This is a genomic window from Massilia sp. DD77, assembly GCF_036961685.1.
In the GTDB taxonomy this organism is placed as follows: Bacteria; Pseudomonadota; Gammaproteobacteria; order Burkholderiales; family Burkholderiaceae_D; genus Telluria.
The window spans coordinates 17,158-42,893 of sequence record NZ_JBAMDH010000031.1 but is presented as its reverse complement, the minus strand read 5'-3'; the positions used below and the strand labels follow the sequence as shown (position 1 = coordinate 42,893).

Sequence of the window (25,736 nt, the reverse complement as noted above, 5' to 3'; positions counted from 1 at the left end):
TAAGCAGCGCGGTCGAGCACCCGTTAGCGATTCCTGACACGCACCTCCAGCACGTCTTCCCCGCGAAGGCGGGGCCCCAAGTTTGCCCGAACAGCCGACGACGCCTACCGCCTCCGGCGCCCGCCGTCCCCCCGCTTCTGCCTCGCCGCCGCATTCTGCTGCTGCAGCAGCGAATCCACCCGCTCCGACGCCTCCCTCGCCAGCTCCTGCGCCTGTTCGATACTCGGGAAGAATTCCGGCTCCCGGTACCCCAGCCACGCATACGCCGAATACATGCGGCAGGTATCCTCGACCTCCTGCAGGTTCATGTAGAACAGCCCCTGCGGGTGCGGCGTCAGCTTGCAGACCTTCTTCTTGGCCAGCGACAGCGCCCAGTGTTCCCAGGCGCCCTGCAGCATCGGCACCTTGGTCGAGATCGGCACCAGCGACAGCATGAACTTTTCCGCCACCGACAGCGGCAGGGTATCCAGCCACTCGGCGCGTTCGTTCTGCTCTTCGGTGATGCGCGGGTAGAAGAAGCCGTCCGGCACGTCGATGTTGTGCACGAAGCGCTTCAGGAGCTTCACCAGCGAGGTCTCGCCCGTCACCGACGAGATGCGGTGCAGCTGCTCGAGCGAAGGCGCCACAGCGAAGCCGGTGGCCGGCACCGGCGGGATCTTTTCCTTCATCAGCGAGCGCATCACCGAGTGCGTCTCGTCGTCGTAGCCGGCGACGAAGCCCTCCTCGTGCACGCCGTAGCGCCCTGCCCGGCCCGCGATCTGCTTGGCCAGCGCCGCCGAGATCTCTTCCTCTTCGTAGCCGTTGTACTTGACCGCGGTGGTCATCACGATGCGCGCGATCGGCATGTTCAGGCCCATCGCCAGCGCGTCGGTGCCGACCACGATGTCGGCCTGGCCTTCGCGGAAGCGCTCGGCCTGGGCGCGCCTCACCTCCGGCGACAGGTTCCCGTAGACGGTCGCCACCGACAGCCCCTTCTCGGTGATCATGTCACGCCACATCAGCACATCGCGCCGCGAGAAGGCGATCACGGCGTCGCCGCGCCGCAGGTTGGACAGCTTGCGCACCGGCGAAGGCTCCATCGCCAGCGGCGCCATGCGCTTCAATACATGCACTTCGAGCGGCACTTCCAGACGCTCGGCCAGGGCCTCGATCGCGCGCCGCGCTTCCGGCGCTCCCACCAGGTAGACGGTGGCCGCCGGGGCGCCGCAGACGGCGGTGGTCCAGGCGGCGCCGCGGTCGCGGTCGGCCAGCATCTGGATCTCGTCGATCACGGCCACTTCGACCTGGCGCCTGGTGTCGAGCATCTCGACCGTGCTGGCCACGTGGGTGGCGCCCTCCGCCAGGCGGCGCTCCTCGCCGGTGATCAGGCTGACCTTGAGTTCCTCGCCATGCGGACGCGCGGCCTGCAGGCGTTCGTAGTTTTCCAGCGCCAGCAGCCGCAGGGGAGCGAGATACACGCCGCTCGAGGCCTTGGCCAGGGCTTCCATCGCACGGTGGGTCTTGCCCGAGTTGGTGGGTCCGAGCAGCGCGATGAACTTGCGCGGCATGCGGCTGGCCACCTCGAAGGACTGCGGGTACTCGGCCAGGTTGATGCTTTCCTTGGTACGCGCGGCGTGGCGTTCTTCCTGCTCGCGCTCGACCGCGTGGGTCAGGCGTTGCGAGATGCGCTGGAACACGAATTCGGCCGGCTCCGAGGTCTCCAGTTCGGCCAGCACGTCGAGGAAGAGCATCGGGTTCCAGCCGAATTCGTCGGCGTCCTCGGCGATGTCCTGCACGAACTCCTCGGTCTCGGCATGCAGGCGCGCGATGGCGTCGTCGGTCGTGCGTTCCTCGATCAGTGCGCGGCGCGCCGGCAGGTCCATCTTGCGCCACTTGCTCGGCTTGGCCAGCACGCCGCGCGCCGGCACCAGCCTGTAGGGCACGCGCAGGCCTTCGTAGCGCACTTCGCCGGAGAAGCGCAGGAACACGCGGCCCTCCATCTTGACCAGCTCGATGCCGCGCCGGTCGAGTGCGAGCTCGCGTTCCAGGAAGGCGTCGTCGCCCTCGGTATTGTCGGAAAGGGGGTGGTCTCGGTGCTCACTCATGGTCGTTTGAACGATGTCTTCTTGTTATCAACTATAGCGTGGAAGCGGCGGGGGCAGCGTTTCGATGCGGAGAGGAAAAAAGGGCGGTCGGCCCGTTCCGATCGTATTTTCGTCGGCTTAAAAACGCAAATAGCGCCACTGGCGCTATTTGCTCCTCGCAAAGGCGGGGACGACGGGTTGGCGGAATGCTGAGGCGGCGTTTAGGCAGCAACGCCCGCGTCATGCGCCTGCTGGTCGGCGTGGTACGACGAACGCACCATCGCGCCCACGGCGGCGTGCACGAAGCCCATTTCGTAGGCTTTTTCTTCGAACATCTTGAAGGTGTCCGGGTGCACGTAGCGGCGCACCGGCAGGTGCGAGTTCGACGGCGCCAGGTACTGGCCGATGGTCAGCATGTCGATGTCGTGCTCGCGCATGTCGCGCATCACTTCCAGGATTTCCTCGTCGGTCTCGCCCAGGCCCACCATCAGGCCCGACTTGGTGACCGCGCTCGGGTACATCTTCTTGAAGTCGCGCAGCAGCACCAGCGAGTGCTTGTAGTCGGCGCCCGGGCGCGCTTCCTTGTACAGGCGCGGCACGGTTTCCAGGTTGTGGTTCATCACGTCCGGCAGGCCGTCGGCGAAGATGTTCAGGGCCTTTTCGAGGCGGCCGCGGAAGTCCGGCACCAGCACTTCGATCTTGGTGTTCGGCGACAGCGCGCGGGTCTTGGTGATGCACTCGACAAAGTGGCCGGCGCCGCCGTCACGCAGGTCGTCGCGGTCGACCGAGGTGATCACGACATAGGACAGGCGCAGGTCGGCGATGGTCTTGGCCAGGTTGCCCGGCTCGTTCACGTCCAGCGGGTCCGGACGGCCGTGGCCGACGTCGCAGAACGGGCAGCGGCGGGTGCATTTATCGCCCATGATCATGAAGGTCGCGGTGCCCTTGCCGAAGCATTCGCCGATGTTCGGGCAGCTGGCTTCCTCGCACACCGTCACCAGGTTGTTGGCGCGCAGGATGTCCTTGATCTCGTAGAAGCGCGAGGAGGCGGTGGCCGCCTTCACGCGGATCCACTCCGGCTTCTTCAGGCGCTCGGTCTCGGCGATCGGGACGATCTTGATCGGGATGCGCGAGGTCTTGCTGGCGCCCTTCTGCTTTTCGCTGGCGTTGTAGGCGGAGGCGGCGGCATTGCCGGTGTCGATTTCGGAAGTCATTGGCGGTGGCCCTCAGGGCTTCAGTTGGTTTGTTCGGGGACGAGCTCGCTGCTGCTGGACAATTCGGCGGCGGGTTCGCTGGTGGCCAGCTGGCGCACCAGTTCGCGCGCCAGGGCCTGCTGGACATCGGCCAGGGGCGCCTCGACGCCCATCGTGCGCATATCGACCGTGGCCAGGCCGGAGTAGCCGCAGGGGTTGATCCAGGTGAACGGGTCAAGGTCCATGGCCACGTTCAGCGACACGCCGTGATAGGTGCACCCGTTGCCGCGCACCTTCAGGCCAAGGGCGGCGATCTTCGCGCCCTTGCGCGGACCATCCGCCATGTAGATGCCGGGCGCGCCGGCGACGCGCTCACCCGCAAGATTATACGCCGCCAGCACATCAATGACCGCTTGTTCGATTTTCGCAACAAACTGGCGGGCGTAGAGCTTGCCGCCCGGCTTGTTGCGGCGCAGGTCCATGAGCAAATAGATAAGAACCTGCCCCGGACCGTGGTAAGTCACCTCGCCGCCGCGGTCGGTCTGCACCACCGGGACGTCGTGCGGCGCCAGCACGTGGGCGCGGTCGGCGCCCAGGCCCAGGGTGAAAACAGGCGGGTGTTCGACGATCCACAGCTCGTCCCGGGTCTCCGGCGTGCGGGCGTCCGTGAACGCGCGCATGGCGGCGAAGGTCGGTTCGTAGTCGGCGCGGCCGAGTTCGCGGATGATCGGCGGAGTCGTTGACATGAAGGTAACCAGCAGAAGGTATCAAGCGGGAATATGGGGAGCCCCGTCATTATAAGCCAGGGCGATTCCTTGCGCCGGCGGGCCGATTCCCGCTTTTCGCCTGTCCCTTACAGGACCATCTTCACCATGGCGTGCGTGGACAGTGCGCGGTAAACGTCGTCCAGCATCTCGCGGCTGGTGACGTGCACGATCACGGTCAGGCCCGTGTAGTTGCCCTTGGCGGAAGGGCGGCTTTGCAGCTTGCCGTCATGGAAAGTCGGATCGAAGCCTTTCACGACCTCGACGATCGTCGCGGCAAAATCGACGTGCGTCGCGCCCATCACCTTGATCGGGAAGTCGCTCGGGTATTCGATGAGGGAATCTTTCGGGTCCATGGTCCTAGTCCTGTCTTCTAAAGGTGGCATTGTAGCCAAACCCGCAGATGGTGCCGGAAAGGCGAAAAAAAAGGTTCATCGCGCTTTGCCGGGCTGCAGTTGTCGCCGCACGGACCGGCGGCCCCTGCCCGGCGCGCTTGCGTCCCCTCAAATCGCTCCGCCTGCGCAAACCTAGAGTGGAAGCTTTCCGAAGGAGGCAGCCATGATGCGCGCATTGATCCTGAAGGGCGACCCGACCTCGCACGGCGGCGAGGTCCTCGAAGGGAACGAATTCATCCGGGTCAACGGCAGGCCGGTGGCCCAGCGCGGCCACATGACGTCCTGCCCGCAGTGCGGCGGGGAATTCCCGATCATCGAGGGCGTGCGCTCGCATTCCATCGGCGGCATCGGCGCCGCCCTGGAAGGCATGAAGACCGGCTGCGGCGCGGAACTGATCGCCACCACCACCGCGGGCTGCATGCTGCTCGACGACGGCGCCGGCAGGGAGGGTAGCCAGGCCCACGCCGGGCCGGGCCCGGGTTGAGCCACAGTTTGCACCTCAGTTGTCCTGGTGGCGCGTGCCCTTGTGGTCGGTATGCGCGCGCACCTCGCCGCGGGGGCGCACCGGCGCCGCGGGAGACGGCTCCGGCATGGCGCGCGGCGGCGGCGCGATGGCCTGGGGTGGCGGCATGCTCGGACGCGGCGGCGGCGCCATCTGTGGCGCTGCAGCCTGGGGCGCGGCCTGCATCATGGGCGGCGCCATCGTGGCCGGCTGCGGGCGCTGGCGGCGGTTCTCGAAGTTGTCGCGGCCATCCTCGTCGCGCTCGATGCGCTGCCAGCGGCGCGGCTGCTCGGGCTGACGCTGCACCATCGGGGCCTGGGCCGGCGGCGGCTGCACGGCCGGCGCGGCCGGAGGAAGGGGCGCCGCCAGCGGAGCGGGTGCGGAGGTCGCAATGCGTCCCGGCTGGCCGAATCCGGCGCCGGCATGCACCGGGGCCGGGTTGGTCGACAGGATGGGCGGACGCTGGCCGCGGCGGAAGCGTTCACGGTCATCGCGCTCCCTGTCGTCACGCTCGCGGCTGAAGCGTTCGCGGTCCTGCCTTTCCTGGTCGGCGCGGTCGCGCAGGTCCACGCGCCGGGTATCACGCTCGCGCCCCTCGCGCTGCCGGTCGCGCACCTGGTCGCGCAACGAATTCACGTCGCGCTGGTCGCGCACGGAATTCACATCGCGCTGGTCGCGCTCAGGGCGCCGGTCGCGCCAGCCCAGCGGCGGCGGCGGGGCGCTCGCGGCGTGCTCGGGCACCACCAGCGGCAGGCTGTTCGCCTTCGGCACGTTGGCCACCACCACCGGACCACGCTGCCCGAACTGGGCGTGCGGCACCACGGTCAGGCCGCGGTGGCGATAGTCCGGCCTGCGGTCCGGGCCCTTGTGGTCGCGCGTGCGCCAGCCGTAGGCATGCAGGCGGCGCAGGCGCTCGTCCGACAGGCGGTAGCCCGGCACGAAGCGGTCGTGCGGCCCGAGCGGATACCAGCCCTGGGCCGGCAGGGGCTGGCGCGAATGGAAATGCAGGTTCCAGTTGCCGCCGCCGACCCAGCCCACCAGGGCCGGCGCCCACACCGGGCGGCGCTGGTGGCGGCCGGGCGCCCAGGCCCAGCGGTTCTTCACGTGCACCCAGCGTCCGTAGTGGAAGGGCGCATAGCCCCAAGGCGCGTTGTCGACCCAGGTCCAGCCCCAGGGCGCGATCCAGGTCCAGCGGCCGTCGCGGTAGGGCACCCAGCCGGCGGCGACGCTCGGGATCCACAGGCTGCCGTAGTCCGGGTCCTGGCGCCAGCTGCCGTGGCGGTCGAGCTCTTCGTAGCCGGTCATGTCGGTGGTGACGTAGCGCGCCGAGACGGCGCCGTCCTGCAGCTTGTCGCGCTGAAGCGACCAGTCGTCGAACACGTCGCGCCGCGCCTGCAGGGTGCGCACGTCGTCCTCGCGCACCTCGGCGCTGCGGCCGGCGCGCACCAGCAGGCTGGCGCCGGCGCCCTCGACCTGGGCTTCGCCGTCGAACACGTTGACCACGCTGGTGTCGCGCACGCGCTCGGCGTCCACGCGCACCCGGCCCGGGCGGTTCATGCGCACCCGCGCCTGCGGCGTGCTGAGTTCGAACTCGGGCACCACGTCCTCGCTGACGATGCGTACGCTGGCGCTGCCATAGTGCAGGCGCAAGCGCAGGCTGTCGTCGTCCAGTTCCGTCACTTCGAGCGAGCTGTCGCCGTCCAGGCGCACCGAGGTCGAACCGATGCGCAGTTCGGTGCGCGCGCCGGGCGCGGTGGTGACCAGGTTGCGCGAGGTGACCGGCCAGTTGACCAGGGCGTCGCTGGCGGCTTCGCCGACCTCGCCGTTGATGGTGACCCTGCCTTCGGCCAGCGACACGCGGCCGACGCGGCCGGGCGGCTCGGTCTCGAGCAGGTCGTCCTGGGCCACGGCGAGCGTGGACAGCACCGCCAGGGCGAGCGCGGCGGCGGTCTTGGTCAAACGGAAGGTCATGGCGGGCTCCAGCGAAAAGCGTGGACAAGGGACGTCCACCTGATTACAACGCACGGGCTGTTTCAGGGACAACAGGGGTTACAGAAAGTTGCACCTGGATCGTAAAGGAAACATGCGCCGTCACCAAGGCGCTTTTGTTCAAGCCGGCTGGCCGCCGCGCTTGACGAAGAACAGCATCGAACCGATCACCATCAGCACGGCGCCGAACACGCGGTTCTGCAGCCGCATATGGCGCGGATCGCGCAGGAAGCGCTGCATCGAGGCCGCCAGGGCGGCGTAGCCGTGCATCACGATGGAGTCGATGGCGACCATGGTCACGCCCAGGATCGCCAGCTGGGTCAGCAGCGGCGCGTCCTTCGAGATGAACTGCGGCAGCACCGCCACCATGAAGATGATGCCCTTGGGGTTGGTGGCGTTGGTCAGGAAGCCCGTCAATACGCGCTTGCCGAAGGACGGGTGGGCCTCCAGGCCGGAGGTGGAAACCGTCGGGCCGCTCGCGGGCGCCGCGCGCCATTGGGCGATGCCGAGGTAGATCAGGTAGAGCGCGCCAACCACCTTGACGATGGTGAAGGCGAGCGAGGAAGCCAGCAGCAGCGAACCCACGCCGGCGCCGGCGACCACCAGCACCAGCACCAGGCCCAGCTGCAATCCCAGCACGGTGGCGCTGGCTTTCCTGAGGCCATAGGCCAGGCCGTGCGACATCGACAGCACCGCGCCGGAGCCGGGCGAAATGGCGATCAGGGTACCGGCAATGACGAAGGCGATCCAGGTAGCGAAGCTCATGCTGCGGAGGAGAAATGGGGGAAGAGGATAGGGGTGAAACGGGGAAGCGGTAAAACCAGCCAGCGCACGCGGCCGCCGTGAAGCGGGGCCGCGGCGCGAGCCGTTGGGGTAGTGCTTACTTCTTCTTCGGATTGACGGCAGCCTTCAGGGTGGCGCCGGCAGCGAAGCGCGGGGTCTTCGACGCAGCAATCTTGATCACTTCGCCGGTTGCCGGGTTGCGGCCCTTGCGTGCGGCGCGCTTGGTCACCGAGAAGGTGCCGAAGCCGGTGATGCCGACCGTATCGCCCTTTTTCAGGCGCTCGGTGACGATCTCGATGATGGTGTTGACTGCTTCGTTTGCGGCAGCGCCGGACATCTCGGTGCGCTTCGCGAATTCCGCGATCAGTTCGCCTTTTTTCATAGGTCCCTCCGGGGTTAAAAGAGCGGGAAGATTAGCATAAATATTGCTATGTGTAATCTCGCTCTCCCGAAGGGAAGCCTTATGCCACGCCGGTTTCGATCACTGGACCACCCAAACGGTTGCGCAAGGCGGCATTAATCAGGGTCTGGTAACCGGTGCCGCAACGCTCGGACAGGTTGCGGAACTCCTTCAGGACTTCGTCGTCGAGGTAGATCGTGATGCGGGTCTTGCGCTTGGGCGGACGGCTACGGCGAATCGGTGCTGCAGGCAGGGTCGAATCGGTGTTCATGGCATCTCCTTCATTGGACGAGGCTGCAGTACCGCAGCCCTCTGATTGCACTATACGTACACCCGGGTCCAGCCGCCCGCCAAAAGCGACGAGATGCAGATTTTCGGGACTGGAATGCAAAAAGCCGCGCTGAACCGTGCGACCGCCCCCCTGTCCTCGGTTAATATGATGCGAGTTTGACATGATAGGAGCATGACTGATGGCTGCTGGAAGTTTGCTGGCACTACTGGACGACATAGCGAGCGTCCTCGACGATGTAACGGTGATGAGCAAGGTCGCCGCCAAGAAAACGGCCGGCGTGCTGGGCGACGACCTGGCGCTCAATGCCCAGCAAGTAACCGGGGTCAACCCGGAGCGCGAGCTGCCGGTGGTATGGGCGGTCGCCGTCGGTTCGCTCAAGAACAAGGCCATCCTGGTACCGGCGGCCTTGGCCATCTCGGCCTTCGTTCCCTGGCTGATCACCCCGCTCTTGATGATCGGCGGCGCTTTCCTGTGCTACGAGGGCTTCGAGAAGCTGGCCCACAAGTACCTGCACAGCAAGGAAGAAGACGACCAGCACCATGCGAAGCACGTGGCGGCCCTGGCCGACCCGGCGGCCGACGTGTGCGCGGTGGAGAAGGAAAAGATCAAGGGGGCGATCCGCACCGACTTCATCCTGTCGGCGGAAATCATCGTCATTTCGCTGGGCACCGTGGCCGCAGCGCCCTTCGGCCAGCAGGTGGCGGTGCTGGTGGCCATCGCCCTGGCGATGACGGTGGGCGTGTACGGCCTGGTGGCGGGCATCGTCAAGCTGGACGACGCCGGCCTCTACCTGAGCCGCAAGGCGAACGGCGCCGCGCAAGGCCTGGGCAAGCTGCTGCTGGCGCTGGCGCCCAAGCTGATGAAATTCCTGTCCGTGGTCGGCACCGCCGCCATGTTCATGGTCGGCGGCGGCATCGTCGCCCACTCGCTGCCGGCCCTGCACCACTTCTCGGAAGGCGTGGCGCACTCGGTGGAAGGCGTGCCGGCCATCGGCGGCGTGCTGGCCGCCATCGCCCCGACCGTGGTCGACGCCGTGGCGGGGGTGCTGATCGGCGCCGCCGTGCTGCTGGTGGTGACGCTCGTGCAGCGCATGCGCGGCAAGAAGGCCGCCACGCACTGATCCTCTCCTGGCGGGGCCGCCGGCCCCGCCGCCATTCCCTCCGCATTTCCTCCAATCACGGCCGCCGTCCAGGCGGCGTCACGTTTTTTCCTTCTGCTCTAGACTTTATAGGTCGCGCTGCGCCGGCTCAGCATGGCGCCGGCGGCCAGGCCGAGGGCGAAGCCGCCGTAGACCACCGCCAGCGAAGACTTCGACAAACGCTTCTCGTAGCCCGGCTGCAGGGGACGCGGCGTGATCTTGTAGTCGGTGAAGGCGGCCAGCGCCGAGGTGGCCGCCGCCGCGGTCAGGGTGCCGACCGGGCTTTTCTTGTCCAGCACGCCGCCCGCGAAGCGCTCGAACACGAAGGACCAGAAGGTGGCGCTGGCGTGGTGGATCAGGTAGCCGGGAATGGTGTAGCGCAGCGAGAGGCCGTCGCGGTGCGCGGCCTTCTCGCCATGCACGTAGTGGCTGACCGCATTGGTGGGCGCGAAGGGGCTGCCGGTTTCCCTCTTGCCCATCGCGGCCAGGGCCACCGTCGAGAGAATGCTGGATGCGGTGCCGGACACCAGGGCGCGCTGTAATGCCGAGTTTTGCATGGGACCCTCTTATTGACGAAGTGAAAGGAAGCATGGATGCGGATCTTGCTCACGGGCGCAAGCGGCTTCATCGGGCAGCACCTGCTGCGGGCGCTGCTGGCCGAAGGCCACCAGCTCGTGTGCGCGCAGCGCACGCCCCGGGAAGACACCGATCCGCGCGTGACCGTCATCCACGCTGACTTCGCCAACGATACCGAACAATCCGCCTGGCTGGCGCGCTTGTCGGGCATCGACGCCGTCATCAACACGGTCGGCATCTTCCGCGAGCACGGCAGCCAGACCTTCGACCGCCTGCACACGCAGGCGCCACGCGCCCTGTTCGCCGCCTGCGCCGCCACGCCCACGGTGCGGCTGGTGATCCAGCTCTCCGCCCTGGGCGCCGACGCGGGCGCCCAGACCCGCTACCACCTGTCCAAGAAGGCGGCGGACGACAGCCTGGCCGCGCTGCCGCTGCGCGCCTGCATCGTCCAGCCCTCGCTGGTCTACGGCCCGGACGGCGCCAGCGCGCGCGCCTTCCGCACCCTGGCCAGCATGCCCTTCACCCTGCGCTTCGGCAGCGCGCCCCAAATGGTGCAGCCGATCCACATCGACGACCTGGTGGGCGCCATCGCCGGCCTGCTCCGAGATGGGCTGCCGATGCCCGAGGGGCAGGGCGGCGCCGTGCGCGTGCCCCTGGTGGGACCGCAGGCCATGCCCTTCACCGATTACCTGGCGGCGCTGCGCGGCGCCATGGGCATGGGCCGGCTGCGCGTGCTGCCGGTGCCGGGCGCGCTGGCGCGGCTGGCGGCCAGGGCGGGGCGCTTCCTGCCCGGCGCGCTGCTGGACGAGGACGCCCTCAGCATGCTGGACCGCGGCAACACGGCCGACCCCGCCCTGACCACGCGCCTGCTCGGCCATCCGCCGCGCCCGGTCTCGCAGTTCATCGCCGATCCGGCCGCGGAGCGCACCCGCGCCAAGCTCGGCTGGCTGCTGCCGATCTTGCGTTACAGCATCGTGGCGGTCTGGCTCCTGACCGCCCTCGTGTCCTATGGCCTGTATCCGGTCGAGGATAGCTATGCGCTGCTGGGACGCAGCGGCGTTCCGGAAGCGCTCCAGCCCCTGATGCTGTACGGCGCCGCCAGCTTCGACCTGCTGCTGGGCCTGGGCATCCTGTTCCTGGCGCGGCGGCGCTGGCTGTGGCTGGCGCAGCTGGTCCTGATCGGCTTTTATACGGTCGTGATCGCGGTCAAGCTGCCGGAATTCCTGCTGCACCCCTATGGCCCGCTGACCAAGAACCTGCCCATGCTGGCAGCCATCTGGCTGCTCTACGAACTGGAGGACGAATAAGATGGACTACGTCGTCGTGAAGTGGCTGCACATCCTGTCCTCGACCTTCCTGTTCGGCACCGGCATCGGTTCGGCCTGGTACATGCTGTTCGCCAACGTCAGCCGCGACGTGCGCGCCATCGCCGTGGTCGCCAAGTACGTGGTGATCGCCGACTGGCTGTTCACCGCCACCACGGCCGTGCTCCAGCCGGCGACGGGTTTCTACATGATCCACCTGGCCGGCTATCCGCTGCACAGCAAGTGGATCATGTGGTCCATCGCCTTGTACGTGCTCGCGGGCGCCTGCTGGCTGCCGGTGGTGTGGCTGCAGATGCGCATGCGCGACATGGCCGCCGCGGCGGCCGCGGCGGGCGGCGAATTGCCCGCTTTGTACTGGCGCTATTTCCGGATCTGGGTCACGCTCGGGGTGCCGGCCTTTATCGCCTTCGTCGTGATCTTCTGGCTGATGGTGGCCAAGCCGATGTAGGGAAGCACTGATTTATTCTGGCGCGCAGGAATCGGTCACGAAAAATGTGCCCGGCAAGGCGCAAACCGGAGCGATACCCCGTGGTATCGCGAGGATTTGCAACGCCGCTGGGCGCATTTTCTCGTGGCCGAGGCCGCCGCCATGAATAAATCAGTGCTTCCCTAAGGAACCAAGTCATCCAACAACGAAAGGAACACCGATGCGCGCTTACCAAATACTTCCCGGCGCAAACATCGACGGGCTGCAATGCGTCGACTATCCGGACCGCGAGCTGGGAGCGGGCGAGGTCCGCATCCGCGTACATGCCGTCTCGCTGAACTACCGCGACTTGATGGTGGCAAGCGGCAACTACCTGGTGACCGTCGACGACCCCATCATTCCCTGCTCCGACGGCGCCGGCGAAGTCCTGGCCACCGGCCCCGGGGTAACCCGGGTACGGCAGGGCGACCGCGTGGCCGGCGCCTTTTTCCCGCTCTGGCACGATGGCGCGCCCAGCCCGGAAAAGATCCGCCACGCCCTGGGCGGCGACATCGACGGCATGCTGGCCGAGGAAGTGATCCTGCACGAGGATGCGCTGGCGAAGATTCCGCCGGGACTGAGCTTCGTCGAGGCGGCGACCATGCCCTGCGCGGCGGTGACGGCCTGGAATGCGATCTTCGTGTCGAGCAACCGCGTCAAGCCGGGCGATACGGTGCTGCTGCTGGGTACCGGCGGGGTGTCCATCCTTGGCCTGCAGCTGGCCAAGGCGGCCGGCCTGCGCACCATCGTCACCTCGTCCAGCGACGACAAGCTGGCGCGCGCGCGCGAACTGGGCGCCCACCACACCATCAACTATCGCAGCATTCCCGAGTGGCACGACGAAGTCCTGCACCTGACCCACAACCAGGGCGCCCACGTGGTGCTGGAAGTGGGCGGGCAGGGCACGGTGAACCGTTCGGTGTCGGCGGCGGCGATGGGCGGCACGGTGGCCATCATCGGCGGCGTGAGCGGCTTCGGCGGCGAAGTGAACCCGGCCTCGCTACTGGCCACGGCCAAGCGCCTGGTCGGCATCTATGTCGGCAGCCGTACCATGCTGGAGGACGTGATGCGCTTCGCCGACACCACGGGCGTGCATCCCGTGATCGACCGCGTGTTCCCGTTCAGCCAGGCGCAGGAGGCCTACCGCTACATGGAATCGGGCGCGCACTTCGGCAAGGTGGTGATCGACGTCACCGGCTAAAGACGCCGGAACGTCAGCGCTTGACGGGCACCAGTTCGATCTCGAACAGCTTGGGCCAGAGCTTGCCGGTGACAAACAGGCGCCGGCTCTTGGCGTCCCAGGCGATGCCGTTGAGAACGGCGTCGGGCGTGCTGGTGCCGCGCTGCTCCTTCGGCAGCAGGCCGGTGAGGTTGATCCAGCCGACCACCTTGCCGCTGTCCTTGTCGATGCGGGCGATGACGTCGGTGCCCCAGATGTTCGAATACAGCTCGCCCTCGACCACTTCGAGCTCGTTGAGCTGCTCGAGCGGCAGGCCGTCCGCCGTCACCTGGATGCGGCGCACTTCCTTCATGGTCTTGGGGTCGAGGATGCGGATGAAGGAGCTGCCGTCGCTCATGTACAGGTGCTTGCTGTCGTTGGCCAGGCCCCAGCCTTCGCCCACGTAGTCGAAGCGCTGCTTCAATTTGAAGGTTTTCAGGTCGAACACATAGCCGACCTGCGAGGTCCAGGTCAGGCCGATGAGCTGGTTGCCGACCGCCGTCGCGCCTTCGCCGAACACGTCGGAAGGCAAGTCTTCCTTCTGGACCACCTTGCCGCTCTTGAGTTCCACCTTGCGGATCGAGGAGCGGCCGTTCAGGCCGGTGCTTTCGTACAGGTAGCCGTCGCGGTAGAACAGGCCCTGGGTGAAGGCTTGCGGATCGTGGGGATAGGTGTTCTTGACGACAAATCCGTAGACCGGAATCGCAGCCTGCGCGGCGCCGGCCAGCGTACAGGCAAGGGCAAGGGTGGTGAACTGTTTCAGCATGGCGTGCTCAGGAATAGGGCAAGGGGACTGTATCACACGTAGGCCAGCATCCGCCCGCAGCTGATGACGGCGATCCAGAGCAGCAGCGACAAGCCCGCCTGCAGCCTGGCCGAGGCGGGAATGGCGCCATCCCCCCAGCGCTCGGCATGGCGGTAGGGGCCCAGGTGGAACAGCAGGGCGTTCAGCCCCGCCATGGCGATCAGGCTCAGCTTGAGCAGAAAGACGGGATTGCCCAGCATGTCGAGCGGCTGGGTGGAAAACATCAGCAGCCCGGTCGGCACCACCAGCAGCAGGCTGCCCACCGACCAGGGCAGCAGGTGGCGCGCCAGCGCCCGCACCGGCAGCGCGCGGCCGAAACCCAGCACGCGCAGGTCGAACATCGCCACCGCGCCCACCAGCACGGCAAAGCCGACGATGTGCGCGGTCTCGACGATCGGGTAGAGCCAGGGATGGCCGCGCATGGCGGCCGCCACGGACGAGGACGCGATCCAGCCGGCCGCAGGAGACAAGGACGCGATCCAGCCGGTCGCAGGAGACAAGGACGCGATCCAGCCGGTCGCGTCCTGCCATGGCATCAGCGCAACTCCGTGGTCTTGTCGCCGATGGTGATGCGCTCGGCGCGCAATTCGTCGGGTTTGTTGCGGTTCGGATATCCGTAGACGGTGGCTTTTTTGCCGGTGGCCAGCATGTCCTTGGCCAGGCCGCGGTTTTCCATGCGCGAGGGCGGCGCCAGCACCACCAGCCAGGTCTTGTCGGCCGTTTTCAGGCGCACATAGCCGTGGGGCTGCATGTAGCCGGTTTCCTCGATCGTGCCGGACAGCTGCAGCGGCGTGTCGGCGTTGTATTCGCTCCAGCCGTGGTGGGCGGAAGCGGTGGCGGCCACCAACGTGGCCAGCAGGAACAGACGTTTCATGGGCACACTCCGGTTGAGGACAACGCCGACGATTGTACGCCCGGACGCTCACTCATGCGCACGCAGCACGCCCAGTTTCTTGAGCCGGCCGCCGTCAGGTTCGGTGACGACGATGTCGCCTTGCGCCACGGATTCGCCGACCAGGGCGCGGATGTTGACGTCGTGGGTCACCAGCACCAGGTTGCCCTTGCCCTCGTAGCCGCCGGCGCGGGCCAGCACCCCGGCCAGCTTGGCGCGCCGGGGCGCGTCTTCCTCGCGGAACATGGAGTCGAGCATGGACGCCGGCTGCACGCGGCCGAAGGCCAGGCGCGCGGTATCCAGGCAGCGGCACCAGCGGCTCGACATGACCTCGTCCACCGGAATGGCGCGGCTGCGGAAGGCCTCGCCGATGCGGCGCGCGTCGCGCCGGCCGGCCTCGGACAGGTTGCGCTGGGTCCGGCACCGGTCCAGCACGAAGCCGGGCGGGTCGCCGATGCCGAGGTCGGTGGCGGCGTGCCGCATCAGGAGCACATGGCCGCCTTCGCGCAGGCGCTGCCACAGGACGGCCTCCTGCCCGGCCGCCGCCAGCGACGCGCCGGGGCCGCCGGCCAGCAGCGCCAGGAATCGTCGTCGCAGCATGCACGCCTCCCGGAAGATCGATGCCCGGATTATCCCGCCGCGGGGCGCCGGCGGGCGCACGCCAGGCCGCCTGCCGCGTGTACACTTCCCGGGTGACCCACGATAAGGAGAACGACATGCTGATGCGGCGCACGGCGACCACTGCCGACCTGGCGCGGCTGTGGGAATTGCGCACCCGCGCGGTGCGCGCCACCTGCGCTTCCCACTATCCGCCGGATGTGATCGAGACCTGGTGCGCGGCGCCGCCACCGGTCTCCCTGCCACTGCTGGTGCAGGCGGGCGGCACCCTGGTGGTCGAAGAAGACGGGCAGGTGATCGGCTACGCCATCCTCAACCAGGAGACCGGCGAGGTGGATGCCGCCTTCGTCGAGCCCGCGCACCAGGGCCGCGGCATCGCGCTCGGCCTGCTGCGCGAACTGGAAACGATGGCGCGGCGGCGCGGGCTGGCGCGCATGTTCCTGTCCGCGTCGCTCAACGCGGTGCCCTTCTACGAGCGCGCCGGCTTCCGTTCGGTGCGCGAGGAGGTGTATCCGCACCGCAGCGGGATCGGCATCGCTTCCGTGTTCATGGAGAAGCCGCTTCCCTGCCGCGGCATGCAGGCAGATCATGCAGGATGATTGGCATGGCGCGCGCATCCTGCCTATACTGGTGCGTCTTCTTTCCCTTATCCCATCATGCACCGTGCACTCATGACCGCGCTCCTGTCTGTGTTCCTGCTGGGCGCCGTGGCGCCGCCAGGCGCCGCTGCCGCATCCTGCGACACCTATGCCGGCGCTCTTGCCGCGATGGTGGACGCCGACCAGGCCCTGCGCAAGCGGATCGATTTCCTGAACCAGGACACGCCCGAACAGCTAAAAAACCTGCAGCATCTGGCCCTGGTCGACCGCACCAACACGGAACGCCTGAAGTCCTGGGTCGCACGCTGCGGCTGGCCCGACAAGACCAGGGACGGCGACCAGGCGGCCGGCCATGCCTGGCTGCTGACCCAGCATGCAGACCATGACCGACCCTTCCAGAAGCGCATGCTGGCGCTGATCGAGGAGGCGGCCATGCGCGCCGGCGAGAGCGCCGGCAAGAATTTCGCCTACCTGTACGATCGCATCGCGGTCGCCGAACAACGCCCGCAGCACTACGGCACCCAGTTCCTCAACGTGGGCAGCAGGCCCTGCGACCTCGACTTCGCGCCGATGGAGGCGATCGGCCTGATGCCCCTCGCCGCCTACCAGCGGCTCATGCGCGAGATGCAGCATTGTCCGACCGATGTGGCCACCGGCAGGCCGAACGAGGATTACCACTACGCGCCGCCTGTGAAGCCGTGATCCGCCGGCCGTGCCGGAGGCTTAGAGCGCCTAACAAAACTTCCAGGGCAAGGCGCGGCGTCGAAGACAGTACAACTGTACGGCGAGACGACGCAACGCAGCCATGGAGGTTTTGTTAGGCGCTCTTAATGTGTCGGAATCGGGTTCGCGGCGATGTAGGCGTTGAATTCGTTCACCAGCTGATGCTCGTTGGGGCCGGCGTTGTTCCGCATCGGCAGGGCGGATTCGACCACGATTTCTTCCTTGTCGCTGGCCAGTGCGGCCATGGTCTGCTCGATGAAGGCGGCGAGCGGCATGGCGCGCGGGTCATCGCTCTTGACGATCAGGTCGGTGTTGACCCAGGGCGGGGCGATTTCCTGCAGCCTGACCGAGGTGTCGCGCAACATGAAGCGCTGCGACAAGGTGTACGAGTGCAGGGCGGCCTTGGTGGCCGAATACACGGCGGTCGCCGCCAGCGGCACGTAGGCCAGCACCGAGGTGTTGTTGATGATGGTGGCGCGCGGCTGCTGCTTGAGGTGCCCGACCAGTGCGGACGTCATGCGGATGGGGCCGAGCAGGTTGGTGTCGATGGTGGCGAGCATGGTTTCCTCGTCGATCTCGCCCGCGGCGTCGTCGAAGGGCATGATGCCGGCATTGTTGATCAACACGTTCAGGGCCGGAAAATCCTTGGTCAGCTGGGCGGCGGCGCGCACGATGCTGGCCGGGGAGGCGATGTCGAGTTCGATCGCGTGCATGCCGGGATTGGCTTGCGTCACCTCGTCCAGCAGCGACTTGCGGCGGCCGGCGATGATCACGGTGTTGCCCAGCTTGTGGAAGGCTTCCGCCAGGCCGCGACCGATGCCCGAGGCGCCGCCGGTGATAAGGATGGTGTTGTCGGTGAGTTGCATGGTCGTTCTCCGTGTGGGTGGCTGATGTGATCAGTCTACGGAGAGAGGATATGGCTTGGTGGTCGTATATCCCTCGATTTAGGACATGATTACCTGACGGTCTGGAGGGTAGGTCAAAAAAAAGCGGCGTGCATCGCTGCACGCCGTTCATAAGCCCAACCGAAGCAGCCGGCCAGTCGACAATCAGATGAAGGTAAACGTCATCTCTTCCGACAACCGCGACTTCGGCAGCGTCGCATTGAAGTCTTTTTCCGACGAATACCCAAAGCTCACCAGCACCAGGCTGGCCAGGCCCTGCTCGTTCAGCCCGAACTCCGCATCGAGGATCTTCTGGTCGAAGCCCTCCATCGGCGTGGCGTCGATGCCCAGGGTGGCGGCGCCCAGCAGGGCGGTGCCCAGCGCCAGGTAGACCTGCTTTTCGAGCCACTGCGCCACGTCCTTGCCGCCGAAGCGGTGCTGGTAGACATAGCCGCGGCGGCCCGCGTCCTGGCCGGCGCGCGCGGCGGCGTCCTTGAAGCGGCCGTCGCGCTCTTCCTGGTCGAGCAAGTTGTTCAGGTGGGCTTCATCCATGTCGATGCGCGAGCACAGCACGATCACGTGCGAGGCGTCCTCGATCTTGGCCTGGTTATACGAATAGCCGCCCTGCGCCGCCTTGGCGATGCGCGCACGGCCTTCCGGCGTGTTGGCGACGATGAAGTGCCAGGGCTGCGAGTTGACCGACGAGGGGCTGTGGCGCAGCAGGCTGTACACCTTCTGCATCAGTTCTTCCGGGATGCGGCGCTGCGCATCGTAGGCTTTGGCGGTATGGCGCTCCTTGGCGGCCGACAGAATATCCATGCTTGGGTCCTTACGACAAAAAGAAAATGGTAAGCGATCTGGCCGTTACGCGTAGGCGAGCACGATTTTTCCGTGCGCCTTGCCGCTTTCGACCAGCGCATGCGCGCGGCGCATGTTGGCGGCGTCAACGGCGCCGAAGTGCTCGCTCAGGGTCGTCTTCAGCTCGCCCTGCTCGACCATCCGCGCCACGCGCTCCAGCAGCTCGTGCTGGCGGATCATGTCCGGCGTCTGGAACATCGAGCGCGTGAACATCAGCTCCCAGTGCAGCGAGATCGACTTGCGCTTGAGCGGCATGGCGTCCAGGGTCGCCGGGTCGTCGATCAGGGCGAACTGGCCCTGCGGCGCCAGCATCTCGACGATGTCCGGGTAGTGCTGGTCGGTGTGGGTCAGGCTGATGACGATGTCCACCGCCTCCAGGCCCAGCGCCGCCAGCTGCGGCCCCATGGGGCGGGTGTGGTCGATGGTGTGGTGGGCGCCCAGTTCGCGCACCCACTGCCGCGTGACATCGCGCGACGCGCTGCCGATCACGGTGAGCCTGGTGAGCCGGCGCGCCAGCTGGGTCAGGATCGAGCCGACGCCGCCGCCGGCGCCGATGATCAGGAGCGACTTGCCTTCGCCGCCCCCTTCGGCCACTTTCAGGCGGTCGAACAGCAGCTCCCACGCGGTGATCGAGGTCAGGGGCAGGGCCGCGGCCTGGGCGAAATCGAGGTTGGCCGGCTTGCGGCCGACAATGCGTTCGTCCACCACCTGGAACTGGCTGTAGGAACCCGGGCGGGTGAGCGAGCCCGCATAGAACACGTCGTCGCCCGGCGCGAACAGGGTCACTTCGGAACCGACCGCGCGCACGATGCCGCTCGCGTCCCAGCCCAGCACGCGGGGTTCAGTTACCGCGACGCCGCGGCGCAGCTTGGTGTCGACCGGGTTGACGGCGACGGCGCGTACTTCGACCAGCAGGTCGTTGGGGCCGGCCAGGGGCATGGGCAGGTCGATATCCTGCAGGGCGTTCGGGTCGGTGATCGGCAGGCCGTGCTGGGTGTAGACGATGGCTTTCATGGTGTTCTCAGTGAATATGGTTGGGATGGAGGCGATTCTAGGGAAGGGCCGGCCAGGAAAACACCGCCGTGGCAGAATTACACTTTCACTGCTGGCGTGAAAATCGCCGCCGCTTTCACTGGAAGGAAGCACATGATCCGACTCGACGACCTGGCCCTGTTCGTGCGTTCCGCCGCGCTGGGCAGCTTTTCGCAGGCGGCGCGCGAGGTGAACCTGTTGCCGGGCCAGGCCTCGGCCGCGATCGGGCGCCTGGAGCGCGAACTCGACATCCGCCTGTTCGCGCGTTCGACCCGCAGCCTGCGCCTGACCGACGAGGGCAAGCGCTACCTGCCCTATGCCCAGGATGCGCTGCAGGCGCTGCGCGAAGGCCGGGACGGGATGCGCGGCGAGGATGCGGCCCTGAGCGGCACCCTGCAGATCGCGGCCCCCTCGGACTTCGGACGCAACCTGCTGCTACCCTGGATCACGGAGTTCCGCCGCAGCCACCCGGGACTGGACATCCAGCTGCTGGTGTCGGACCAGGTGGCGGACATCTTCCGCGATCCCGTCGACATCGCCCTGCGCTATGGCCGGTTCGAGGACGCCAGCTTCGTCGCGCTGCCGGTGGCGCCGGACAACCGGCGCGTGCTGGTGGCCGCCCCGTCCTACCTGGCGCGTCATGGCCGGCCTGCCTCGCCGCTCGACCTGGCCACCCATAGCTGCCTGGTCTACCGCCTGCGCGGCCGCAGCCACGACCGCTGGAGCTTCCCGGGACCGGAGGGTGGCCAGGTGGTGCAGGTGGGCGGGGCATTGGCCAGCGACGACGCCGACGTGGTGCGGCGCTGGGCGGTGGCCGGCGAAGGGATCACCTACAAATCCTGGCTCGACGTGCACCAGGATGTGGCGGAAGGTCGGCTGGAGGTGCTGCTGCCCGGCGTGCCCTGCGAGCCCACGCCCATGAACCTGGTCTGCCCGCACCGCAAGCAGTTCTCGCCCGCGGTGAAGCTGCTGCATGCGCTGGTGACCGAGCGCTGCCGCCCCATCAGCGCCCAGCTGCAGCGGATGCTGGAAGCCTGAATCAGCCGGCGCGCAGCAGGAGCAGCGCCAGCAGCAGCATCAGGCTGCCCGTGAAGGCCTCGATGCCGCGCCACACCGCGGGGCGCGACAGCACCGGGGCGCAGCGGCGCGCGCCGAAGCCGAGGGCCGAGAACCACAGCACCGAGGCCGTCATCGCGCCCAGCGCGAAGGACAGGCGCTGGGTGGAGGCGAAGCTGCCGCCTACGGTCCCGAGCAACACCACGGTGTCGAGGTAGACGTGGGGATTGAGCAGCGAGATCGCCAGCACCGTGGCCAGCGCCTTGCCCAGGGTTTGCACGTGCTGGCCGTCGACGCTGAGCGCGGCGCCGCCACGCGCGCTGCTCGAAAAACAGCGCAAGCCGTACCAGACCAGGAAGGCCGCGCCGCCGTAGCGCGCGACGCCCACCATGACGGGAGACGATTCGACCAGCGCGCCCAGTCCGGCCATGCCGAGGGCGATCAGGACCACGTCGATGACGATGCAGGTGGCGACCACCGGCAGCACATGCTGGCCGCGCACGCCGGTGCGGATCACGTGCGCGTTCTGCGCCCCGATCGCCATGATCAGGCTGGCCCCCAGGCCCAGCCCCTGAAGAAAAACCTGTTGAGAAAACATAGGGCCTCCGTGGGAAAGGCCTCATGATCCCCGCCGCCGGCGTCAGATTCAATTATATTCATGAAATCTAAGCACCCTTAAGCAGAACTGAACCATGAAGATCGACCCGCGCCGCAGCGCCGCCTTTCTCGCCGCCGTCGATTGCGGCAGCCTGGAATTGGCCGCCAGCCAGCTGAGCATCACGTCCTCGGCGGTCTCGCAGCGGATCTCGGCCCTGGAACAGGACCTGGGCACGCCGCTGCTGGTGCGCAGCCGGCCCTGCCGCCCCACCGGGCCGGGCACGCGCCTGGTGCAGTACCTGCGCCGCTCGACCCTGCTGGAATCGGAGTTCCTGGCCGAGATGGGCATGGACCCGGGGCCGGTGCGGGTGGCGCTCGGAGTCAACAACGACACCCTGGCCACCTGGCTGCTGCCGGTGCTGGCGCCGGTGCTGCTGGACGAACAGCTGCTGGTCGAATTCCTGCTCGACGACCAGGGCCACACCTTCAACTTGCTGGAGCAGGGCCGGGTGGTGGCCTGCGTGACCGGCGAGGCGGCGCCGCTGCACGGCTGCACCGCCAGCGCGCTGGGCATCATGCGCTACCGGCTGGTGGCCTCGCCGGACTTCGCGCGGCGCTGGTTCCCGGACGGCTTCTCGCGCAGCGCCGCCCTGCATGCGCCGGTGATGGTCTTCGACCGCAAGGACCCGCTGCAGGCCAGCTTCCTGCTGCAGCATTTCGGCCTGCCGGAAGGCGCCTACCCCTTCCACTACGTGCCGGCTAGCGATCCGTATGTGGGCGCGATCCGCGCGGGCCTGGGCTACGGCCTGCTGCCGCTCGAGCAGTGCGCCGTCCTGCTGGCGTCCGGCCAGCTGGCCGACCTGACGCCGCAGCTGCACGTCGACGTGCCGCTGTACTGGCACGCGTGGCGCATTCAGCCGCCCCGGCTGGAGCGCATGGGCGCGGCGCTGGTGAAGGCGGCGCGCGAGGTGCTGCTGCCGCTGGCCTGAGTCACCGGCAGCCACTGCGCCAGGCCCCACAGCAGTTCGGGCAGGAGGAAGAGCCAGAGCAGGACCAGGGTGCCGAGCAGGGTGTGGATGGGGGCGAAGGCGGATAAAGCTGGGGCGCCGAGCCACATGTTGAGGTGCGAGAGCTGGGTGGTGAGCAGGGTGAAGGTCCAGGGGGTGGCGAACGGGGTGGCGGTGAGGAGCATCGGGGCATGCTCGCACGCGTGGTGAATGCGAGCCTTGAGGCAGGCGAACAAACGGGCTGGCCACTCCCGCAGCCAACCCGCATCAAACGGAACACAAATAAAGCGCTTAAGTCCCGATCCGCCCCCCATCATTCTTGGTAATCACAATCGTCGCCGACCGCGGACGCTTGCCCGCACCATAACCCGCATTCGACGGCCACTGGCTGGTGTACTTGCTCGGATCGGCCAGGTTGCTGGAGGACGTGGTCTCGCCCGGGTGCTGGATGTTCACGAACAGCGCCTTGCCGTCCGGCGTCTCGGCGATGCCCGTGATCTCCGAACCGACCGGCCCCACCAGGAAGCGCTTGAGCGTGTCGCTGGAGGCGGCCTTGCCGACGAAGGTGTCCACGGCCAGGGTCGAACCGTCCGCGCGCGGGTAGTTCAGGGTGAGCTTCTTGCCGTCGCCCACCTGCCCCGGCACGCCGGCCAGCATCATGCAGTTGCTGACGTCGGTGTAGGCGCCGTCGTCGGTCTGGAACCAGCAGATACCGGTGGCGGCGCTGAAGGCCAGGCCGTCCGGGCTGGAGAAGTCCTGATCGGCGCCCAGGCCGGACAGGTTGACCGTGGCCGCGGCGGCCGCCGCTTCGGCGCCGAACAGGTAGACGTCCCAGGTAAATCCGGTGGCGGCGGAACCCGCGGCGCCTTCCTTCACGCGCAGGATGTGGCCGTTCGGGTTGCCGCTCTGCGCGGTGCTGCCCTTCATGTCGGTATAGACGCGCGGGTTGGCCGCATCCGGCGCCGCCTGGCTCGATCCGCTCGGCTCGACGCGGCGGTTGCTGTTGTTGGTCAGGGTGAAGTAGATCTCGCCGTTGGCCGGGTTCACCGAGCACCATTCCGGACGGTCCATCCTGGTGGCGCCCACGGCGTCGCCCGCCAGGCGCGCATTCACCAGCACGTCGGCCTGGTCGGCGAATTTGTAGGCGGTATAGGCGGCGATCGCCGGGTTGGTGATCGACAGCTCGATCCACTGGCCGCTGCCGTCGGCGGCGAATTTGGCGACGTACAGCTTGCCGCTGTCCAGGTACTTGTCGCCGGTGGCGATGCGGTCGGCGGCGCCGGCGTCGGCGGCGCTCCAGACGGCGTTCGATACGAACTTGAAGATGTATTCGTTGCGCGAATCGTCGCCCATGTAGACGGCGAGCGGCTTGCCCGCTTCGACCTTGCCGAAGGCGGCGCTCTCGTGGGCATAGCGGCCCAGCGCGGTGCGCTTCTTGATGACGCGGGTCTTGTCGTAGGCGTCCATCTCGACGATGTAGCCCATGCCGTTCATCTCGTTGCGGTAGTCGTCGCTGCCATCGAGCGACGTCCCCTTTTTGCTGATGTTCCAGCGCGCGTACTTGTCATCGAGGCCGCCGGTTTCCCAGCCGTGGCGCGAGGCGGCGCCCTGGTCGCGCCCGTAGCGCTTGAGCGCCACCACGCTCTTGTCGGCGCGCGCGGCGTCGTCGGTGGCGGCGCGGGTAAAGTAGCCCGACCAGTTTTCTTCGCCCGACAGGTAGGTGTTCCACGGGGTCTTGCCGGTGCCGCAGTTGTTCAGGGTGCCGCGGATCTTGCTGCCGTTCGGCGAGTACTTGGTGACCACCAGCGCATTGCCGCGCACCGGGCCGGAAAGCTCGACCTCGGTCTGCTGGTGCACGCGGCGGTTGAAGGACGAATCCTTCAGGTATTCCCACTTGCCGCCGTTCCGGCGTACCTCGACCACAGACAGGCCGTGCAGGGCCATCTCCTTGTCCACCTCGAGCGCGGGGCGCGGCAGGCTCGGGGTGCCGCCGTTCGCGTGCAGGAAGAAGGAGGCGAAGTTCTGGTCGGTGGTGGCTTCGTGGTTCATCGCCAGCAGGCCGCGGTCGTTGGCGCTCGCCGATGCGGCGCCGGTGGCGGAGAGCGGGAAGAATTCCATGCCGTCGTGGTGGTCGCCGGCGCGGTTTTCCATGTCGCCGTCGGTGCCGTCGTTCTTGAAGGCCGGGGTGGCGGCAGTGAGCGGATCGCCCAGCGCGTACAGAACCGAGGCGGTATAGCCGGCCGGGACGACCACGGTATCCGCCAGGCTTTTCGCCACGGCGGTGAAGCCGAGCAGCTTCTCGGCCGGGACCGGCGGCGGCGTGACGCCGGTCGGCGGCGCCGGTGCGGTGACGGTGTCGCTGCTTGAGCCGCCGCAGGCGCTCAGGCCCATGGCGCCCAGGAAGGCGGTGGCGGCCGAGGCGGCGCTGCCGCGCAGCAGGCTGCGGCGGCTCAGGCGGGCCTGGAGGACGGTGCTGAAATGCTCGTTCGACGACACGTTGGTATCGATGTCGTCATGGTCGACAGGGATGCGGGCGATGTCTAGCGGCTTGTTCACGGAGTGGTTCCTGGTCGGGGTGGAGAATCCGAGCATGGTAGAGAGCGAACATGACCACTCTGTGACGCCTTGATAACAGTTTGATGACAGGCCTTTACGCCGGACGGTGCCCCAGGCCGATGCAGGCCGCGCCCAGCAGCGCCAGCCCGACGCCGAGGTAGTCGGTCCAGACCGGCTTGACGCCGTCGACCACGGCCAGCCAGGCCAGGGCGGTGGCGATATAGACCGCGCCATAGCTCGCGTAGACGCGGCCGCTGGCGGCGGGGTGCAGGGTCAGCAGCCAGACGAAGGCCGCCAGGCTCAGGGCGGCCGGCAGCAGCAGCCAGGGGGAGCCTTTACCGGTGAGCCAGAGCAGGGGCAGGTAGCAGCCGAGCAGCTCGGCGATCGCGGTGAGGAAGAACAGGCCGAGCATGCGGCCGGAAGCGAACAGATCGAAGGTCATGGGCAGGCAAGTGGCCGGCAAGGCGCCGGGTTGATCCTGCCGAGTGTATCAGTAGCGCCCCAGCTCCTGGGCCAGGTCGCGGCGCAGCTCGGCGATCGTGGGGGTGATGCCCTTGTCGCCCGGGGTGTAGAAAATGCCGGGCAAGACCCGGTCCTGCTCCAGCTGGGGCAGCAGGTCTTCCAGCAGCTCCTCGATCGAGAAGGCCTGGGCGTCGTAGCCGTCCCATTCGTATTCGGCGCACAGGCTGGCGTAGTCGCTGGCCGGCCACATGGGGAAGACCAGGGTGCCGTCGTCGGTCTTGGCCAGCGCCCAGCCGTCCTGGTACAGGCCCCAGACTTCCTGCGAATCCGCGACCCGCTTGACGAAGTATTCGTAGCGGTCCGGGCCCGGCAGGGTGACGACCGCCGCCAGCTGCTGCGCGCCCAGCTTGATCGCCGAAATGATCCTTTCGCTCATTGCCATTCCCGTTGATGCAGGCGACATGCCTCTCATACCTCAGGATACGCCAACATGGGCGATCGGCGCAGAATCTAGCGTGCGCGCCCTCGGCATGACATTGGGA

General features: G+C 67.5%; 30 protein-coding genes. 9 read left to right on the top strand and 21 right to left on the bottom strand.

What is annotated here, in order from left to right; all coding sequences use genetic code 11:
• Positions 1–104 precede the first annotated feature (104 nt).
• From V7778_RS18560 to V7778_RS18545, 4 genes are all read right to left on the bottom strand, one after another.
• Entirely contained in the window at positions 105–2,084 is a 1,980-nt protein-coding gene (locus tag V7778_RS18560; RefSeq protein ID WP_335557964.1) for a helicase-related protein, read from the bottom strand.
• Between the two features lie 200 nt (positions 2,085–2,284).
• Complete coding sequence (gene lipA, locus V7778_RS18555) at positions 2,285–3,277, bottom strand: lipoyl synthase (protein WP_335557962.1); 993 nt, start codon at positions 3,275–3,277, stop codon at positions 2,285–2,287.
• 20 nt (positions 3,278–3,297) lie between these two features.
• Positions 3,298–4,002: a lipoyl(octanoyl) transferase LipB gene (gene lipB / locus V7778_RS18550; protein ID WP_335557960.1), complete on the bottom strand. Its 705-nt coding sequence runs from the start codon at positions 4,000–4,002 to the stop codon at positions 3,298–3,300.
• A gap of 107 nt (positions 4,003–4,109) precedes the next feature.
• Positions 4,110–4,376 (bottom strand): HP0495 family protein, encoded by a 267-nt coding sequence (locus V7778_RS18545; protein ID WP_335557958.1) that lies wholly within the window; start codon positions 4,374–4,376, stop codon positions 4,110–4,112.
• A 202-nt stretch (positions 4,377–4,578) separates the two neighbouring features.
• Between V7778_RS18545 and V7778_RS18540 the strand changes: the two genes are divergently transcribed.
• Complete coding sequence (locus tag V7778_RS18540) at positions 4,579–4,899, top strand: PAAR domain-containing protein (RefSeq protein WP_335557956.1); 321 nt, start codon at positions 4,579–4,581, stop codon at positions 4,897–4,899.
• Between the two features lie 15 nt (positions 4,900–4,914).
• On the opposite strand, the gene V7778_RS18535 is transcribed toward V7778_RS18540, so the two are convergent.
• The 4 genes from V7778_RS18535 to V7778_RS18520 all read right to left on the bottom strand — a co-directional run bounded on the left by V7778_RS18535 (position 4,915) and on the right by V7778_RS18520 (position 8,360).
• Complete coding sequence (locus V7778_RS18535; RefSeq protein WP_335557954.1) at positions 4,915–6,888, bottom strand: DUF6600 domain-containing protein; 1,974 nt, start codon at positions 6,886–6,888, stop codon at positions 4,915–4,917.
• A 138-nt stretch (positions 6,889–7,026) separates the two neighbouring features.
• Positions 7,027–7,671 (bottom strand): LysE family transporter, encoded by a 645-nt coding sequence (locus V7778_RS18530; protein WP_335557952.1) that lies wholly within the window; start codon positions 7,669–7,671, stop codon positions 7,027–7,029.
• Between the two features lie 115 nt (positions 7,672–7,786).
• Positions 7,787–8,071, bottom strand: coding sequence for an HU family DNA-binding protein (locus V7778_RS18525; RefSeq protein WP_335557950.1), 285 nt, complete (start codon positions 8,069–8,071; stop codon positions 7,787–7,789).
• 79 nt (positions 8,072–8,150) lie between these two features.
• Positions 8,151–8,360 carry a BrnA antitoxin family protein gene (locus V7778_RS18520; protein WP_211521840.1) on the bottom strand — a complete coding sequence of 70 codons (210 nt, stop codon included), beginning with the start codon at positions 8,358–8,360 and terminating at the stop codon, positions 8,151–8,153.
• A 199-nt stretch (positions 8,361–8,559) separates the two neighbouring features.
• Between V7778_RS18520 and V7778_RS18515 the strand changes: the two genes are divergently transcribed.
• Entirely contained in the window at positions 8,560–9,501 is a 942-nt protein-coding gene (locus tag V7778_RS18515; protein WP_335557947.1) for a DUF808 domain-containing protein, read from the top strand.
• A gap of 98 nt (positions 9,502–9,599) precedes the next feature.
• On the opposite strand, the gene V7778_RS18510 is transcribed toward V7778_RS18515, so the two are convergent.
• Positions 9,600–10,076, bottom strand: coding sequence for a hypothetical protein (locus V7778_RS18510; RefSeq protein WP_335557944.1), 477 nt, complete (start codon positions 10,074–10,076; stop codon positions 9,600–9,602).
• Between the two features lie 36 nt (positions 10,077–10,112).
• On the opposite strand from V7778_RS18510, the gene V7778_RS18505 reads away from it, so the two are divergent.
• The 3 genes from V7778_RS18505 (at position 10,113) to V7778_RS18495 (ending at position 13,087) form a co-directional block, all read left to right on the top strand.
• On the top strand, positions 10,113–11,402 hold the full coding sequence (locus V7778_RS18505; protein ID WP_335557943.1) for an SDR family oxidoreductase: 1,290 nt from the start codon (positions 10,113–10,115) through the stop codon (positions 11,400–11,402).
• A gap of 1 nt (position 11,403) precedes the next feature.
• Positions 11,404–11,868 (top strand): DUF2269 family protein, encoded by a 465-nt coding sequence (locus V7778_RS18500; RefSeq protein WP_335557941.1) that lies wholly within the window; start codon positions 11,404–11,406, stop codon positions 11,866–11,868.
• Positions 11,869–12,067: 199 nt separating this feature from the next.
• Complete coding sequence (locus V7778_RS18495; RefSeq protein WP_335557939.1) at positions 12,068–13,087, top strand: zinc-dependent alcohol dehydrogenase family protein; 1,020 nt, start codon at positions 12,068–12,070, stop codon at positions 13,085–13,087.
• Positions 13,088–13,100: 13 nt separating this feature from the next.
• Here the strand turns inward: V7778_RS18495 and V7778_RS18490 are convergent, their stop codons facing one another.
• From V7778_RS18490 to V7778_RS18475, 4 genes are read right to left on the bottom strand one after another with little or no spacing between them, the layout of a single operon-like run.
• Positions 13,101–13,871, bottom strand: a complete 771-nt coding sequence (locus V7778_RS18490) for a glutaminyl-peptide cyclotransferase (protein WP_335557938.1) — start codon at positions 13,869–13,871, stop codon at positions 13,101–13,103.
• A gap of 32 nt (positions 13,872–13,903) precedes the next feature.
• Positions 13,904–14,446, bottom strand: a complete 543-nt coding sequence (locus V7778_RS18485) for a hypothetical protein (RefSeq protein WP_335557936.1) — start codon at positions 14,444–14,446, stop codon at positions 13,904–13,906.
• Positions 14,446–14,784 carry a DUF6152 family protein gene (locus V7778_RS18480; RefSeq protein WP_335557933.1) on the bottom strand — a complete coding sequence of 113 codons (339 nt, stop codon included), beginning with the start codon at positions 14,782–14,784 and terminating at the stop codon, positions 14,446–14,448. Before V7778_RS18480 ends, V7778_RS18485 begins: the two co-directional genes overlap by 1 nt.
• Before the next feature lie 48 nt (positions 14,785–14,832).
• Positions 14,833–15,402 carry a histidine phosphatase family protein gene (locus V7778_RS18475; RefSeq protein ID WP_335557932.1) on the bottom strand — a complete coding sequence of 190 codons (570 nt, stop codon included), beginning with the start codon at positions 15,400–15,402 and terminating at the stop codon, positions 14,833–14,835.
• Positions 15,403–15,422: 20 nt separating this feature from the next.
• Here V7778_RS18475 and V7778_RS18470 point away from each other — a divergent pair, with 20 nt between their 5' ends.
• Positions 15,423–16,019 carry a GNAT family N-acetyltransferase gene (locus V7778_RS18470; RefSeq protein WP_335557930.1) on the top strand — a complete coding sequence of 199 codons (597 nt, stop codon included), beginning with the start codon at positions 15,423–15,425 and terminating at the stop codon, positions 16,017–16,019.
• Positions 16,020–16,076: 57 nt separating this feature from the next.
• Positions 16,077–16,721, top strand: coding sequence for a DUF6624 domain-containing protein (locus tag V7778_RS18465; protein WP_335557928.1), 645 nt, complete (start codon positions 16,077–16,079; stop codon positions 16,719–16,721).
• A 125-nt stretch (positions 16,722–16,846) separates the two neighbouring features.
• On the opposite strand, the gene V7778_RS18460 is transcribed toward V7778_RS18465, so the two are convergent.
• From V7778_RS18460 to V7778_RS18450, 3 genes are all read right to left on the bottom strand, one after another.
• Positions 16,847–17,608, bottom strand: a complete 762-nt coding sequence (locus V7778_RS18460) for an SDR family oxidoreductase (RefSeq protein ID WP_335557927.1) — start codon at positions 17,606–17,608, stop codon at positions 16,847–16,849.
• A 183-nt stretch (positions 17,609–17,791) separates the two neighbouring features.
• Positions 17,792–18,445, bottom strand: coding sequence for an oxygen-insensitive NAD(P)H nitroreductase (nfsB, locus tag V7778_RS18455; protein ID WP_335557925.1), 654 nt, complete (start codon positions 18,443–18,445; stop codon positions 17,792–17,794).
• Positions 18,446–18,490: 45 nt separating this feature from the next.
• Positions 18,491–19,498, bottom strand: coding sequence for a zinc-binding alcohol dehydrogenase family protein (locus V7778_RS18450; protein WP_335557923.1), 1,008 nt, complete (start codon positions 19,496–19,498; stop codon positions 18,491–18,493).
• A 132-nt stretch (positions 19,499–19,630) separates the two neighbouring features.
• Between V7778_RS18450 and V7778_RS18445 the strand changes: the two genes are divergently transcribed.
• Positions 19,631–20,554 (top strand): LysR family transcriptional regulator, encoded by a 924-nt coding sequence (locus V7778_RS18445; protein WP_335557921.1) that lies wholly within the window; start codon positions 19,631–19,633, stop codon positions 20,552–20,554.
• Position 20,555: 1 nt separating this feature from the next.
• Here V7778_RS18445 and V7778_RS18440 read toward each other — a convergent pair whose 3' ends face one another.
• Positions 20,556–21,170 carry a LysE/ArgO family amino acid transporter gene (locus V7778_RS18440; protein WP_335557919.1) on the bottom strand — a complete coding sequence of 205 codons (615 nt, stop codon included), beginning with the start codon at positions 21,168–21,170 and terminating at the stop codon, positions 20,556–20,558.
• Between the two features lie 94 nt (positions 21,171–21,264).
• Here V7778_RS18440 and V7778_RS18435 point away from each other — a divergent pair, with 94 nt between their 5' ends.
• Complete coding sequence (locus V7778_RS18435; RefSeq protein WP_335557918.1) at positions 21,265–22,158, top strand: LysR family transcriptional regulator ArgP; 894 nt, start codon at positions 21,265–21,267, stop codon at positions 22,156–22,158.
• Here the strand turns inward: V7778_RS18435 and V7778_RS18430 are convergent.
• From V7778_RS18430 to V7778_RS18415, 4 genes are all read right to left on the bottom strand, one after another.
• On the bottom strand, positions 22,083–22,361 hold the full coding sequence (locus V7778_RS18430; RefSeq protein WP_335557916.1) for a hypothetical protein: 279 nt from the start codon (positions 22,359–22,361) through the stop codon (positions 22,083–22,085). The genes V7778_RS18435 and V7778_RS18430 overlap by 76 nt on opposite strands.
• A 106-nt stretch (positions 22,362–22,467) precedes the next feature.
• The gene (locus V7778_RS18425; RefSeq protein ID WP_335557914.1) at positions 22,468–24,732 is read right to left on the bottom strand and encodes a PhoX family protein; all 2,265 of its coding nucleotides are present in this window, start codon (positions 24,730–24,732) and stop codon (positions 22,468–22,470) included.
• A gap of 94 nt (positions 24,733–24,826) precedes the next feature.
• On the bottom strand, positions 24,827–25,174 hold the full coding sequence (locus V7778_RS18420; RefSeq protein WP_335557912.1) for a YnfA family protein: 348 nt from the start codon (positions 25,172–25,174) through the stop codon (positions 24,827–24,829).
• Between the two features lie 48 nt (positions 25,175–25,222).
• Positions 25,223–25,630: a DUF2750 domain-containing protein gene (locus tag V7778_RS18415; RefSeq protein WP_335557910.1), complete on the bottom strand. Its 408-nt coding sequence runs from the start codon at positions 25,628–25,630 to the stop codon at positions 25,223–25,225.
• Between the last annotated feature and the right edge of the window lie 106 nt (positions 25,631–25,736).